At 61.3% G+C, this 13,487-nt stretch carries 12 protein-coding genes and 2 pseudogenes; 4 read left to right on the forward strand and 10 right to left on the reverse strand.

Annotated features, from left to right (window positions below):
• Together JCM21793_RS05860 and eutB are read right to left on the reverse strand one after the other, a co-directional pair.
• Positions 1-993, reverse strand: a complete 993-nt coding sequence (locus JCM21793_RS05860; protein ID WP_025029757.1) for a cyclodeaminase — start codon at positions 991-993, stop codon at positions 1-3.
• Positions 983-2,005, reverse strand: coding sequence for a hydroxyectoine utilization dehydratase EutB (gene eutB / locus JCM21793_RS05865; RefSeq protein WP_025029758.1), 1,023 nt, complete (start codon positions 2,003-2,005; stop codon positions 983-985). Before eutB ends, JCM21793_RS05860 begins: the two co-directional genes overlap by 11 nt.
• Positions 2,006-2,228: 223 nt before the next feature.
• Here eutB and doeA point away from each other — a divergent pair, with 223 nt between their 5' ends.
• Genes doeA through JCM21793_RS05880 form a run of 3 tightly spaced genes read left to right on the forward strand, consistent with a single transcriptional unit; the run spans position 2,229 to position 5,292 of the window.
• Positions 2,229-3,413 carry an ectoine hydrolase DoeA gene (doeA, locus tag JCM21793_RS05870; protein ID WP_025029759.1) on the forward strand — a complete coding sequence of 395 codons (1,185 nt, stop codon included), beginning with the start codon at positions 2,229-2,231 and terminating at the stop codon, positions 3,411-3,413.
• A gap of 3 nt (positions 3,414-3,416) precedes the next feature.
• Positions 3,417-4,580, forward strand: a complete 1,164-nt coding sequence (gene argE, locus JCM21793_RS05875) for an acetylornithine deacetylase (protein ID WP_025029760.1) — start codon at positions 3,417-3,419, stop codon at positions 4,578-4,580.
• A 19-nt stretch (positions 4,581-4,599) separates the two neighbouring features.
• Complete coding sequence (locus JCM21793_RS05880) at positions 4,600-5,292, forward strand: GntR family transcriptional regulator (RefSeq protein ID WP_025029761.1); 693 nt, start codon at positions 4,600-4,602, stop codon at positions 5,290-5,292.
• Between the two features lie 97 nt (positions 5,293-5,389).
• On the opposite strand, the gene JCM21793_RS05885 is transcribed toward JCM21793_RS05880, so the two are convergent.
• The 7 genes and pseudogenes from JCM21793_RS05885 to JCM21793_RS05910 form a co-directional block, all read right to left on the reverse strand.
• Positions 5,390-6,289 carry a carbohydrate kinase family protein gene (locus JCM21793_RS05885; RefSeq protein WP_025029762.1) on the reverse strand — a complete coding sequence of 300 codons (900 nt, stop codon included), beginning with the start codon at positions 6,287-6,289 and terminating at the stop codon, positions 5,390-5,392.
• On the reverse strand, positions 6,286-6,903 hold the full coding sequence (locus tag JCM21793_RS31380) for an ABC transporter ATP-binding protein (RefSeq protein ID WP_370671624.1): 618 nt from the start codon (positions 6,901-6,903) through the stop codon (positions 6,286-6,288). The genes JCM21793_RS05885 and JCM21793_RS31380 overlap by 4 nt, the downstream gene beginning before the upstream one ends.
• Before the next feature lie 18 nt (positions 6,904-6,921).
• Positions 6,922-7,379, reverse strand: a pseudogene (locus JCM21793_RS31385) (ABC transporter ATP-binding protein); the annotation flags it as partial.
• Positions 7,348-8,834, reverse strand: a pseudogene (argH, locus tag JCM21793_RS24415) (argininosuccinate lyase). The pseudogenes JCM21793_RS31385 and argH, both read right to left, overlap by 32 nt.
• 7 nt (positions 8,835-8,841) lie before the next feature.
• Positions 8,842-9,645: a carbohydrate ABC transporter permease gene (locus tag JCM21793_RS05900; RefSeq protein ID WP_202800318.1), complete on the reverse strand. Its 804-nt coding sequence runs from the start codon at positions 9,643-9,645 to the stop codon at positions 8,842-8,844.
• Positions 9,646-9,724: 79 nt separating this feature from the next.
• Entirely contained in the window at positions 9,725-10,618 is an 894-nt protein-coding gene (locus JCM21793_RS05905; protein ID WP_025029763.1) for a carbohydrate ABC transporter permease, read from the reverse strand.
• A gap of 53 nt (positions 10,619-10,671) precedes the next feature.
• Positions 10,672-11,937, reverse strand: coding sequence for a sugar ABC transporter substrate-binding protein (locus JCM21793_RS05910; protein ID WP_025029764.1), 1,266 nt, complete (start codon positions 11,935-11,937; stop codon positions 10,672-10,674).
• Positions 11,938-12,085: 148 nt separating this feature from the next.
• On the opposite strand from JCM21793_RS05910, the gene JCM21793_RS05915 reads away from it, so the two are divergent.
• Positions 12,086-13,285 (forward strand): ROK family transcriptional regulator, encoded by a 1,200-nt coding sequence (locus JCM21793_RS05915; protein WP_025029765.1) that lies wholly within the window; start codon positions 12,086-12,088, stop codon positions 13,283-13,285.
• Between the two features lie 33 nt (positions 13,286-13,318).
• Here JCM21793_RS05915 and JCM21793_RS30100 read toward each other — a convergent pair whose 3' ends face one another.
• Complete coding sequence (locus JCM21793_RS30100; RefSeq protein ID WP_244439677.1) at positions 13,319-13,477, reverse strand: hypothetical protein; 159 nt, start codon at positions 13,475-13,477, stop codon at positions 13,319-13,321.
• Positions 13,478-13,487: the final 10 nt, after the last annotated feature.

A 13,487-nucleotide genomic window follows, 5' to 3' on the forward strand; every position in this document is an offset into this window, starting at 1 on the left:
TCAGCTCTGGATCGTCGTCCCGGCCTTCGCTGTCAAGGCCCGGGCGCGCGCAAATGTGGCAATGGCCGTGTCTTGCGCGCCCGTTCCGGTGAGGTCGCAGATGGTGATCTGGTCATCGCCGGTGCGGCCGGTACCGGCTCCAGAAACGATGTCTCCGAGTTCGGGTGGCGTGCCGCCATGCCATACGCCGTCATGAATCGCGGCTGCCAGTTCGCCGAGTTTTTCGCACTGGCTCACACGGTCGGCGACGTAGAGATCGGCGCGGGTGAGAGCCGTCGGCTCGATCTCGTTCTTGCCTTCCTGATCGGAGCCCATGGCGGTGATGTGGAGCCCCGGATGCAGCCAATCGGCTTTGAGAACAGGTTCTCGGGCCGGCGTGGTGGTGACGACAAGCTGGCTTTGGGCGACGAGGCTGGCCGGGTCCGTTTCAGCTCTAACGTTGATGCCGAGGGTTTCGGCCAGTTCGGCGGCGCAGGCTTTTGCCTTTGCCGCATCGCGCCCCCAGACGAGAAGGCGGGAGAAGTGGCGCACCTGATGCGCGGCGATCATTTGCAGGCGGGCCTGCACGCCGGTTCCCATGACGCCGGCGGTTTCGATTTCGGGCGGAGCCAGATGGCGGGCGGCGACCGCGCCGGCGGCCGCGGTGCGCAAATCGGTCAAAAAGCCATTGTCGAGCAGAAGCGCCTCCACGAGGCCGGTTTTTGCGGAAAACAGGATCATCAGGCCATTGAGGCTCGGCAGGCCGATCTTCGGATTGTCGAAGAAACCGGGGCTGACCTTGATGGCGAAGCCTTCAAAGCCGGGAATATAGGCGGTTTTCACATCCACCTCGCCATGAACCTGCGGAATGTCCATGGAAAGGATGGGCGGCATGATGACCTGGCCGGAGGCGAGCGCGCGGAAGGCTTCTTCCACCACGTCGATGGCTTCAAGGTCGAGGCGGATGGCCTTGCGCAGATCGGCTTCGGTCAGGACGAGAATGTCATGCGGCATGGGGCGCTCCCTTGATGATCGTGTCGCCGAGCGCGACATCGCGGCCACAGACGATGTCGGTGAAGATCTGCATATCGACATTGCGTCCGGTGATGAGCGTGGCGGTGGGGCCGATTCTTCCGGAGATCTTGCCGGCCATGAGGGCGGCGGTACCGACGGCACTCGCCCCTTCGCACACCAGCCGGTCTTCGAAATAATGCGCCTGCATGGCGCGATAGATTTCTTCCTCGGTGACGAGCACGACATCATCCAGATGATTGCGGCAAAGGTCGAAGGAATGTCGGTTTTCAAGCCCGATCCCGCCGCCAAGCGAATCGGCGAGGCTCGCCACCTCGGTGATGGCGACCGGCATTCCGGCGGCAAGCGAGGCGTGCATGGCTGCACCCCGCTCCATGGTGATGCCAATGACGCGGATGGAGGGCTTGATCGCCTTCAGGGCAAAGGCGATGCCGCCGGCGAGCCCGCCGCCCGACAAAGGAATGAGCACGGTTTCAAGATCCGGGCGCTGTTCCAGGAGCTCAAGCCCTATCGTGCCCTGACCGGCGATGACGGCCAGATCGTCGAAGGGCGAGATTTCACAGAAGCCTTCCTCCTCGGCGAGGCGGCGGCTTTCGACCTGCGCTTCGTCCTGGCTTGCGCCGATGATGCGGGCCTCGGCACCAAGCGCCCTGATGCCGGCGATTTTCGCCTCCGGTACCAGCTTCGACATGCAGATGACGGCGCGCAGGCCACGCGCGCGTGCCGCATAGGCAACCGCGCGGCCATGATTGCCGGTCGAGCAGCAGGCCACGCCGGTGGCGTCGCCGGGCAGGGTGAGGACCGCATTGGCGGCACCGCGCAGCTTGAAGGCGCCGCTTGCCTGTCCGATTTCGAGCTTGAGGAGGACGTCATCACCCGCGAGACGGCTGAGAAAGGGCGAGGGCGGGAGAGGGGTATCGAGTGTCGCAATACCGGCAATGCGGCGACGCGCGGCCAGAATGTCTGCCAGCGCAAGCGTAGCCCTGTGGCTCATGAAAATCTCCCGGATTGTCTGCGAGGCAGCGTGATGGTGCTGATTTGTACACAACATCGTTGGCTCGGGAATAGAAGTAGCGACATTCGATGTCGTTTTCCTGCGATTCACCGGCTCGAAAATGTGATCATGGAATAGTTGTACACAAGGTTGCGAATTGCCTTTCCGGTGTACGGTTTCGCCGGGTGCAAAAGCGTCCGGTCTTTCGCTTTTTGGAGGAACCATGCCAGCAGCCGAAATGCCCTTCAGCGCGCAGGAATATGCCGCTCGCCTCGAAAAGACCCGCAACGCCATGGAGGCGAAGGGTATCGATGTTCTGTTCGTGGAAGATCCCTCCAACATGGCCTGGCTGACGGGTTATGACGGATGGTCGTTCTATGTCCATCAGGGGGTGATCGTCTTCAAGGATGCCGACCCGATCTGGTGGGGCCGGTCGATGGACGGGAACGGCGCCGTGCGCACGGTCTATATGGATGACGACCGGGTGCTGCGCTATCCCGACCACTATGTGCAGGCCAACACGCTGCATCCGATGCAGCATCTGGCCGAAATTTTGCGCGCCCACGGCTTCGGTAACAAGCGGGTCGGCGTGGAGCTGGAGAACTACTATTTCTCCGCCAAGGCCTATCTGGTTTTGAAGGAAGAACTGCCCAACGCCACCTTTGTGGACGCGACGGCGCTGGTGAACTGGCAGCGTGCGGTGAAATCTGACGAGGAAATCGTCTTCATGCGCCGGGCGGCGCGGATCTCCGAAAAGATGATCGACGGCATTGTCGAGCGCATCGAGCCGGGCCTGAAAAAAAACGATCTGGTGGCCGAGATCTATGCCGACGCGATCCGCGGCGTCGATGATGACTGGGGCGAATATCCGGCCATCGTGCCGCTACTGCCGACGGGCTCCGACGCCGCCGCACCGCATCTGACCTGGGACGGGCGGCGCTTCGAGCAGGGGCATGCGACCTTCTTCGAAATCGCCGGCTGCTATCGCCGCTACCACGCGCCGCTCTGCCGCACCGTGTTTCTCGGCACGCCGCCGCAGCACATGCTGGATGCGGAAAAGGCGTTGGTGGAAGGCATCGAGGCGGGATTGGAGATCGCGCGGCCGGGCAACCGCGCAGGCCAGATCGCCGATGCGCTCTATGGCGCGCTGGAGCGGGCCGGCATCACGCGGGACGGGCGCTGCGGTTATCCGATCGGCATTTCCTATCCGCCAGACTGGGGCGAGCGCACAATCTCGCTGCGCCGCGAGGACGAGACAATTCTGGAAGCGGGCATGACGTTCCATTTCATGCCGGGCCTGTGGATGGCCGATTGGGGGCTGGAAATCACCGAAAGCATCCTGATCACGGAAGATGGCCCGGCCGAGGCGCTTTGCCGCCGCCCGCGCGAACTGATCGTGAAGAACTGATCCATGCGATCCGAAACGCTGGAAAACACGACGCGCATCCTGTCCGATCTGGTGGGGTTTCCCACCATTTCGGCAGAGAGCAATCTGGAGATGATCGCCTATGCCAGCGAGCTTTTTAGCGCGCTCGGTGCAAGGCTTTCAATGACGCTGGACGAGAGTGGGCACAAGGCGAACCTGTTTGCCACGCTTGGGCCCGAAGGGGATGGCGGTATCGTGCTTTCGGGCCATTCCGACGTCGTTCCCGTTGAGGGGCAGGAGTGGACGAGCGATCCGTTCGCCATGCGTGAAGCAGATGGCAGGCTTTATGGCCGTGGCACGTGCGACATGAAGGGGTTCATCGCCTGCACGCTCGCCATGGCGCCGCACTTTGCCGAGCTGGACCTGAAACGGCCAATGCATTTCGCCTTCACCTATGACGAGGAGGTCGGGTGTTTTGGTGCCCGCGCGCTGGTGGAGGAGCTGGAGCGGGCGGAAATCCGGCCCTCCGTCGCCATCATTGGCGAGCCGACCATGATGCGCATCATCGAGGGTCACAAGGGCTGCTTTGAATACACGACCGAGTTTCGCGGGCTTGCCGGCCATGCCTCTTCTCCTGAACGCGGCGTCAATGCGGTTGAATATGCGGTGCGCTATATTTCGCGGCTCATGGCGCTGGCCGAGGATCTGAAGACGCGTGCGCCGAAGGGCAACCGGTTCGATCCGCCCTGGACGACGCTTCAGGTCGGCACGATCTCGGGTGGTGCGGCCCGCAACGTGATTGCCGACCACTGCTCCGTGGAATGGGAAATGCGCCCGGTGCGCAATGAGGATGCGGATTTTGTGAAAGACCGTATCCGAGCGTTTGTCGAATCCGAGCTGAAGCCAGTCATGAAGGCGGTTTTTGAGGGCGCTGACATCGTCACCCATGTGATCGGTGAGGTGGACGGGCTGGAGCCGGTAACCGAATCGGAGGCGCGGCAGATCGTTTCGGAGCTTACCGGTCTCACCGAGGCGGAAGTGGTGGCGTTCGGCACGGAGGCGGGGCTTTTCCAGAAAGCGGGGATATCCTCCGTCATCTGCGGGCCGGGCTCCATCGAACAGGCGCACAAGGCAGACGAGTTCGTTTCTCTGGAACAGCTCGAAGAATGCCTTGGCATGCTTGACCGGCTGGGCAGAAAGGTGAGCTGAGGGCGATGGAGCCAGAGCGATGACAGGCGAGGCACGTGCGCGGTTCGAGCGTATCTACACGCTTTTGCGCGAACGCATCTGTCTGCTCGACTATCCGCCGGGCATGCGGCTGCGCGAAGAAGACCTCGCCGAGGAATTCGACACCAGCCGAACGCCGATCCGCCGGGTTCTGGCCCGGCTCGAGGACGAGGGTTATCTGCGCTCTGTCCATGGCGTGGGAACCATCGTCACGGATATCGACATCGCCTCGCTGGAACAGGTCTACCGCCTGCGTGTGGAGCTTTCGGAGCTGATCGGCAAGCTTTCACCGATAGAGCCCGATGAAGACGCCAAACGCGCCTTCGCTGGCATGAAGACGCGCTGTGAGGCTTTGGTGAGAACGCCCAGCCAGCGCGCCTTTGCACAGCTCAATATGGATTTTTTCCATCTTTTGATGACGCTGACGGAAAACGAGCCTCTGCAGGAGTTTTCCGAACGGTTGTACTATCAGACCACGCGGATCTGGCTAAAGCGTGCGGCCGGCGAGGACGGCACGGAAGAAACGCTTGCCAGCGAGATCGGCTTTTTCCTGCGCGAAGTCTCCGACATTGCCGCAGCCGTTGCCTGCGGGGCGCTGGAAAGCGTCGGGCAAATCCGCCGCGCCCATGTGGCCATGAGTTTTGCTCGCCTGAAGGAAAGGGCAGGCGAAGAGGTGGAGGCCGGACCTCTTTAAGCGGCTCATCGTTTCACGAAAACGCTGCTCCGCTCAATCTGTATATTTTTCCGCATTTGTGCGAACGGCAGGTGAATTCACCTGCCTGCAAAATGCTCTAGGAGGCCGCCTTTACCAGTGCGCTCAGATCGGGCAGGTCGGTTGCGCCGCCAACCCGCATGACGGCTTCGGCCCCGCAGCGATTGCCGGCTGCAAGGCATTGTTCAACCGGTTTTCCGGAAAGCCACGCATCGATGAAACCGGCATTGAACGCGTCTCCGGCCCCCGTGGAATCGATTACATTGACGGGCTGCGTCGGCATCGAGATGGTGGTTTCGGCGCTGATCGCGATGGATCCTTCCGGCCCGCGCTTGACGATTGTAAGCGGTGCGGGCGGTTTCTTTCCCGGGGAAATGGCAAGCCGCTGCGCCTCGGTTTCGTTGGGCAGGAATATGTCCACTGCTCCGATCAGCGCGGCAAGATCATCGCGCGCCAGAACCGCATCGTCCCATGAACAGTCGAGCGAGATGGAAAGCCCCGCACCGCGCGCCTGTTCGATGAGGAAGGGCGCTTCGACCAGAGTAGCGAGCTCGCCGATATGGAGATGGGCGAAGTCACCGTTGGCGATGACTTGCGCAAATGTTTCCGGCACGGCGGGACCGGCGCGGCGCGTGAGGAACGCGCGTTCCGTGCCCGATGTCATGGCCACGGTGATCTGCGGATCGAGCGTGTCGGGCATGGGCTGCGAGGCCGAAAGATCGACACCGCTTGCCTCAAGCTCTTTCATCAGTGCTGAGGCGAACGGCCCCGAAGGGAGTGCGGAAGCCAATGAGACCGGCCGCCCGAGGGCGGCCACATAGGCCGCGGTGATGAACGCGCCGCCGCCTGGCTTGATCGACAGGCCGCCGGCAAAAACTTCTTCACCCAACGTTGGCATTTTCGGCAGATCGGTAAAAATCAGATCGCAGTAGAGCCGCCCTACGCTCAGGACGCGGCCCGACCGGTTGGCTTGCGTCACGGCAGCGCCTCCCCGGATTTGGCATCAAAGAGATGCATTTCGCCGGCCTTCGCCGTCAGCTTGACCGTGTCGCCGGCTTTTGGCGGTTTGCGGCCCGATGCCTTTGCGATCACCTCATGACCATTGACACCGACATAGACCAGCGTGTCGGCACCGAGCGGCTCGACAATGTTGACGGTGCCCGAGAAAAGCCCGTTGCCGCCGGTGACAACGAGATCGTCTGGCCGGATACCAAGGATCACGTCGGCCCCTTCCGAGGCACTGCGTTGGGGCAGATCGATGCCGAGCCCATCCCCGAGTTTCACGCCCTTTCCGGCCCAGTTGCCCGGCAGCATGTTCATGGATGGTGCGCCGATGAACTGGGCGACGAAGGTGTTTGCCGGCTTGTGATAGACCTCAAGCGGCGTGCCGACCTGCTGGATATAGCCATCCTTCATGATTACGATCCGGTCGGCCATGGTCATGGCTTCCACCTGGTCGTGCGTCACGAAAATGATCGTGTTTCCAACGCGTTGGTGAAGCTTCTTGATTTCAAGCCGCATCTGGGTGCGCAGTTGCGCATCAAGGTTGGAGAGCGGCTCGTCGAACAGAAAGACGGCGGGATCGCGCACCATGGCACGGCCGATGGCGACGCGCTGGCGCTGCCCGCCCGAAAGCTGGTTGGGGCGGCGCTCCAAGAGGTCGGTCATGCCGAGAATGGCGGCCACCTCGTCGATGCGCTTGTCCTTCGCCTCTTTTGAAAGCCTGGACGTGCGCAGGCCGAAGCCGATATTCTTGCGCACCGACATGTGCGGATAGATTGCGTAGTTCTGGAACACCATGCGATGTCGCGCTCCTTGGGCTCCAGATTGTTGACGAGGCGCTCGCCGATGTGGATTTCGCCGCCGCTGATCTCTTCAAGGCCGGCGATCATGCGCAGGGTCGTGGATTTGCCGCAGCCCGACGGGCCGACGAAGACGACGAATTCACCATCGGCCACGTCGAGATTGATGCCGTGAAGCACCTCGACCTTGCCGTAGGATTTGACGAGATTGCGAAGGGACAAGGTGGCCAAGGGTCTACTCCTGCAAGAGAGCGCCGAAGGCGGCATCGAGCGCGGCCCCGGCTTTTTCGGCGCGGGCAAGGTCCGCTGCCTGTTGTTCTGAAAGGCGGGTGAGGGTGGCGCGATAGGTTTGAAGCGCCTCGTTCATGGCGTCGGGGCCCGGACCACCGAAACGCTCGCGCACCGCCACGAAATGGCGTGCGCTGACGGCCTCGCTGTAGGCTGCGGGGTCGAGCGTGCTGTCGCGGCCAGAAAGCTCATTGAAAGCCTTGGAGAAAGCGTCGAACCCTTCGCCGAGTGGTTTGCCATCGGCGATCACGGCGCGGGCCGTGGCGGCTGCGATCTCATGCGCCTGCCGGAAGGACAGGTTTTCGCGGCGCACCAGCGTGTCGGCGAGTTCCGTGACCGTGATGCAGGCGGCATCGATGTTTTTTGCAACCCGCTCCCCATCGATGGAGACGACGCTGATCAGCGCTGCTAGAAGATCGAGCACGCGCGCGCCGCTCTGGAAGGCTGAATAGCCAGCCACCTGAACCTCGCCCTCGCTGTCATTCATGTCGGTGAAGGGCGTGTTGTGCATCGTGTTGATGACCGCATCGGCGCGCCCGCAGGTCATGGACGCAAGATGGCGCAGATGCTCGATGGGCACGGGATTGCGCTTTTGCGGCATGATGGACGAAATCTGCACGAGACTGCCGGGCACATGGAGCTGTCCCACCTCGAAGGCCGACCAGAACTGCATGTCCTGAATGAAACGCCCGAGATGCAGGAAGGTGAGCTTCATCGGGCTGTAGAGGCCGGTGAGATAGTCGACCGAGGCGATGCAGCCGTAGGAATTGCGCAACGGCTCGGAAAAGCCCAGCAGATCGGCCATGCGGCCACGGTCGATGGGGAAGCCGCTGGTGGTGATGGCGGCAGCGCCCATCGGGCAATGGTCGATATTGGCGCGGGCCGCCTGAAGACGCTCGATGTCGCGCAGAAGCACCTCGACGGCGGCCGAGAGGTAGTGGCCGAACGTCGAGGGCTGTGCCGGCTGGCCGTGCGTGTAGGCAACGATCAGCGTGTCGCGCTCGGCCTCGGCCTTGGCGATGAGGCTGAAGCCAACGCGTGCGCCTTGCCGATCAGCGTGTCGGCATGGTGCTTCAATGTGAGTTTGAAGACCGTATGATCCATGTCATTGCGCGAACGCGCCGTGTGCAGCATGCCGGCGAGATCCGGGCCAAGCCGCTTTTTGAGTTCCGCCTCGACGAGGAAGAAATAGTCTTCCACCTCGCCGGTATAGGTGAGGGCATCGACATCGACCGTCTCGTCAATGTCGATGAGGGCTGCGGCGATGCGAGCGGCGTCATCGTAGGCGAGAATGCCGGTCTCTGTGAGCATCACCAGATGCGCACGGTTGATGGCACGGAACGCACCCACATAATTGGCCTTCACGCCTTCAAAAAGCGGTGCCAGCACCGTGTCCTTGTAGACGGGGTGAGGGAATTTTTCGTTGAGGCTCATCGTGCGCTTATCCCTTGAGGCCGGCCATGACAACGCCGCGAATGATGAAGCGCTGGAAGATGAGGAAAACGACCAGTGTCGGCAGCGTGGAGATGGCCGCACCCGTCATGATCAGTTCCCAGGCCACATCCACCTCGTCGCCGAAGCTCGAAAGGCCGACCGGCAGCGTGTACATCTCCACCGAATTGGTGACGATCAGCGGCCAGATGAAGGCGGTCCAGTTGCCGAGGAAAACGAAGATCGCAAGGGCTGCAAGCGCCGGGCGGACGAGCGGCATGGCCACCTGCCACCAGATCTGGAACTCGTTCAGCCCGTCAATGCGCGCAGCCTCCAGGAAATCGTCCGGAACGGTCTCAAAAAACTGCTTCATGAGGAAGGTGCCGAAGGCGGTCATGACGCCCGGGAACATGATGCCCCAATAGGTGTCGAGCCAGCCAAAGCTCTTGCTCATGAGATACCACGGGATGACCAGCATCTCGGTCGGGATCATCAGCGTCGACAGGATGGCGATGAAGACTAGGTAGCGGCCGGGGAACTTGAATTTGCAGAGCGCGTAACCAACCAGCGCGTCGAAGAAGACGGCCGACGCGGTGGTGACGATTGCGATGACCAGCGAGTTGATGAACCAGCCGTAGAAGCGCCCGTCCTCGAGAACATAGGTGTAGTTCTCGATTGTCGGCTCTTCGGGGATCAGGTTCAGATTGTAGACCTCGAAGGGGAATTTCAGCGAGGTGGAGACCATGAACACGATGGGCATGATCATGAGAATGCCGCCGCCGAACAGGAGTGCCCAGCGGATGAACTGGCCCATATTGCGCCTGGAATTACGCGAGGATCCGGAAAAAAGCGCGTCAGTGGACGCTTTGACTGCGATGTCCTGACTGGCCATGTCAGCTATCCTTCAAAAGTCGAAGCTGGATCAGGCTGACGACCAGCAGAATGGTAAAGAGCACGACGGTCTGTGCTGCCGCATAGCCCATGTTGAAGCCGTTGAATGCGGTGTCGTAGATCAAAAGCACCAGCGGCTTGGTAGAATTCAACGGACCGCCGGGGTTGTTGGTGGTCATGTTGAACACCTGATCGAAGATCCGTAGGAAACCGATCGAGGAAAAGACCACGAGAAACACGATTGTCGGCTTAAGAAGCGGGATGGTGATCTCGCTCAGCACCGTCCATGTGGACACGCCATCGATGCGCGCGGCCTCGTAATAGCTTTGCGGAATGGCGCGCAGGCCGGCCATGAAGATGATGACCTGAAAGCCCAGACCCGCCCAGACCGCACAGGCCAGAACCGAGGGAAGGGCGTTGGTTGTCGAGCTCAAAAATTCGATCTGACTGATGCCGAAGCTTGCCAGGAAATTGTTGAACACGCCGATCGGGACCGGCTGGTAGAACCAGCGCCACACCCAGGCCATGGCCACCGCACTTGTCATGAAGGGCAGGAAATAGAGCGCACGGATGGTGCCGTGCATGAAGCGCACCTTGTCGAGGTGATAGGCGATGATGAAGGACAGGACGAGGCTGACCGGCGTGCCCAGGATCAGATACATGAAGGTGTTCTTGAACACTTTCCAGAAGACCGGATCGCTGAACAGCCTGGTGTAGTTTTCAAGGCCCACATATTTCCGGTCGCCGAGCAGGTTCCATTCCTGAAAGGAAAGAACGAAGGCATTGGCCGTCGGATAGAAGCGGATGACGACATAGAAGAGAACCGGCAGGGCGAGGAAAATCCAGGCCCAGACGATCTGCTTCTGCGAGATGGTGAGATTGTTGTAAAAGCGCATGGCCCCGTCCCGAATTGCGTTGGGCGTCCGGCAGGCCGGACGCCCATAAGGCCTTATTTCTGGTAGTACTCGTCGAGGATTTTCTGCTCTTCGCCGGCGGCCTGGGAGACGCTCTCTTCAAGCGCCTGACCCTGCAGCTCGATGCGCTGCATCATGTCCACCATCGTCTGACGCTGGGCGCTCTCATTGGCGAAGACCGTGGTCTTTGCGTATTCGAGACCCTTGATGAAGGGGCCGTAGACGGGATGATTGACGTTCTCGTCGGTCATTGCGGCTGACGGCTTTGCAGGAAGCTCGCCGACCGTCTCAAGCCAGATCTGCATGGCCTCGTCGGAGGTGAGATACTCCATGAACTTGACGGCGGCATCGAACTTCTCGCCTTCCGCCTTCGAGGTGATCGCGTTCACCCAGTAGGAGGAATAGTTCGATTTGGTGCCATCAGGACCGGCGGGAAGCTCGGCCACGCCCCATTTGAGGCCGCGCACGCTTTCCAGCGCGCCGATGCGGAACGAGCCGTCAATGTGCATGCCGGCGCGGCCGGCCTTGAAGGCGGCCTGCGGTTCATCCATGAAGGCGGCCTTCGTCACGCCGTGCTTGGCCTGCAAATCGTTATAGAAACCAAAGGCTTTCAGTCCGGCCTCATTGTTGTAGTTGACCTTTTTGTAGTCATCCAGATACGGCTCGCCGCCGAACTGGCGGATCAGCACTTCGCGGATCCAGTGGTGATCCTGCGCGGTCATGCCGGTGGTGATGCCAACGGCGGTGAGGTTCCCGGCACCGTCCTTCTTGGTCAGTTTTTTCGCGGCTTCAACGAATTCGTCGAGATTTGCCGGTGGGTTCTCGATGCCGGCTTCATCGAACATGCGCTCATTGTAGAACAGCGCCAGCGAGCGCACGGCAGTGGGCAGTGCCCAGTAGCTGTCGCCCATCCGCATCGCCTTGACCATGGGGAAAAACTCTTCCTCGATCTTTTCCGGCGGGAAGGTGTCGGCGGGCAGAGGCTGGATGAGCTCGGCTTCCACATAATCGTTCAGCCAGCCATAGAAGAGCTGGACGACATCGGGGCCCTGACCGGCGGGAATGGCAGCAGCCACCTTGGTGCGATAGCTGTCATAGGGGAAATGCGTCATCTTGACGGTGATGTCGGGATTGGCTGCCTCGAAATTCTCGATCAGCTTGTCCATCGCGTCGACGCGCGCTTCGAAGAAGTACTGCCAGTACTCGATCTCGACCGCCGAAGCGCTGCCTGCGCCAGAAGCCATGGTCATGGCTGCCGTGGCGGCACCCATCATGAAGGTCCGTAGTCTGTTGAGTTTCATTCTGTTCGCTCCCTTTGATCGCCAGCCAAATCCTGTCTGGCAAAGCAGTCACCCTCTGTTCACCCGTCTCAATGAGGCGGCATGTCCATTCGCTGACGATTAACTCAATCAAGTTGAATATTCAAGTAAGTTGAATTAATAAGCGCATATGAAGATCAGCAACCCCCGTCGCATTGTCGGATCGAACGCTGAACGCACCCGGCTTCACAACCGTCAGGTGGTGCTGGGCCATGTGCGTGAGCGACAGCCCATCGGGCGTGCGGAGATTGCGCGCATATCGGGCCTGTCGACACAGGCCGTAAGCAACATCATTGCCGAACTGGAGGAGGACCGGCTTCTGATCGAAGCCGGGCGCCAGTCCGAGGGGCGGGGGTTGCCGGTTCTAAAATATCGGCTCAACGCGGACGGCGCGGTGGCGCTCGGCATCGAGGTCAGGCCGGACGCGATGTTCGGTGCGCTGGTGAACCTTGAGGGTGAAACGCTGTTCACCACACGCGAGGCGTTGCCGGACAATGCTCCTTCCACGGTTGTTTCCGTTGCCCGGCGTATACGTGCCAGCGCGCTCGAGGGGCGTTGCGGCAAGACCCAGAAGATTCTGGGCGCCGGCGTGGTGATGCCGGGTCCGTTCGGCAAGGTCGGCATATCGGGTGCCGGACAGTCTGCGCTTCACGGCTGGGAGGACAGCGACCCCGTTGCCGTGTTCGAGGAAGCGCTCGACATGCCTGTGGTGGTAGAAAACGACGCGACGGCTGCCGCCGTGGCCGAGCGCGTGCGCGGCGTCGCAACGGGGCTTCGCACCTTCTGCTTCATCTATTTTGGCGCAGGGCTTGGCCTTGGCGTGGTTGCAGAGGGCGAGGTGCAGCGCGGGGCGTTCGGCAATGCCGGCGAGATCGGCCATGTCATTGTCCGGCCCGGCGGGCGTCTTTGTGCCTGCGGCAATCATGGCTGTCTTGAAACCTATGCCAGCCGCATCGCCGCCCGCACGCGGCTTGCAGGCGCGGGTATCGAGATCGGCAGCGCCTCCGATATCGAAAACCTCTACAGGGCAGGCAACGCGCATTTGATGGAGTGGATCGACGAGGCTTCAGGTCCGCTTTCGCAGGCGGTCGGTCTGATCGAGAACCTTTTCGATCCTGAAACCGTCATTCTTGGCGGTGCCATGCCGGATGCGGTTCTCGATCACCTTATTGCCTCGCTCGATCTTCCTGGCGGCTCTGTTGCTGCACGGGCCGGACGAGCCACACCGCGTGTCCAGCGCGGTTCCTGCGGGCGCCTCACCGCCGCGCTCGGCGGGGCAGCGCTCGTCATCCACGACACCATCACACCGCGCATTGCCGCAAAAACTTGATTCTCTGGGAGGTTCAGAAATGCCCGTTTCCGATCAGGAGCGTATTGCAACGCAGATGCGCAATCCGCGCATCGTCAGGCTCTGGCAGGCCCTTGCGCCGCTGAGGTCGTGCGTCTCCTTCATGAACACGGGCGCACATCCCGACGACGAGACGTCGGAAATGCTGGCGGCGCTGGCCTTGCGCGACGGCATCGCGCTCTCC

It is taken from the genome of Nitratireductor aquibiodomus NL21 = JCM 21793, assembly GCF_000615975.1.
Taxonomy (GTDB): Bacteria; Pseudomonadota; Alphaproteobacteria; order Rhizobiales; family Rhizobiaceae; genus Nitratireductor; species Nitratireductor aquibiodomus.

Coding starts and splice junctions, on each gene's coding strand:
- JCM21793_RS05860 (WP_025029757.1), bottom strand. CDS start 993: ATGCCGCATGACATTCTCGTCCTGACCGAAGCCGATCTGCGCAAGGCC.
- eutB (WP_025029758.1), bottom strand. CDS start 2,005: ATGAGCCACAGGGCTACGCTTGCGCTGGCAGACATTCTGGCCGCGCGT.
- doeA (WP_025029759.1), top strand. CDS start 2,229: ATGCCAGCAGCCGAAATGCCCTTCAGCGCGCAGGAATATGCCGCTCGC.
- argE (WP_025029760.1), top strand. CDS start 3,417: ATGCGATCCGAAACGCTGGAAAACACGACGCGCATCCTGTCCGATCTG.
- JCM21793_RS05880 (WP_025029761.1), top strand. CDS start 4,600: ATGACAGGCGAGGCACGTGCGCGGTTCGAGCGTATCTACACGCTTTTG.
- JCM21793_RS31380 (WP_370671624.1), bottom strand. CDS start 6,903: ATGGTGCGCGATCCCGCCGTCTTTCTGTTCGACGAGCCGCTCTCCAAC.
- JCM21793_RS05900 (WP_202800318.1), bottom strand. CDS start 9,645: ATGGGCCAGTTCATCCGCTGGGCACTCCTGTTCGGCGGCGGCATTCTC.
- JCM21793_RS05905 (WP_025029763.1), bottom strand. CDS start 10,618: ATGCGCTTTTACAACAATCTCACCATCTCGCAGAAGCAGATCGTCTGG.
- JCM21793_RS05910 (WP_025029764.1), bottom strand. CDS start 11,937: ATGAAACTCAACAGACTACGGACCTTCATGATGGGTGCCGCCACGGCA.
- JCM21793_RS05915 (WP_025029765.1), top strand. CDS start 12,086: ATGAAGATCAGCAACCCCCGTCGCATTGTCGGATCGAACGCTGAACGC.
- JCM21793_RS30100 (WP_244439677.1), bottom strand. CDS start 13,477: ATGCCGTCGCGCAAGGCCAGCGCCGCCAGCATTTCCGACGTCTCGTCG.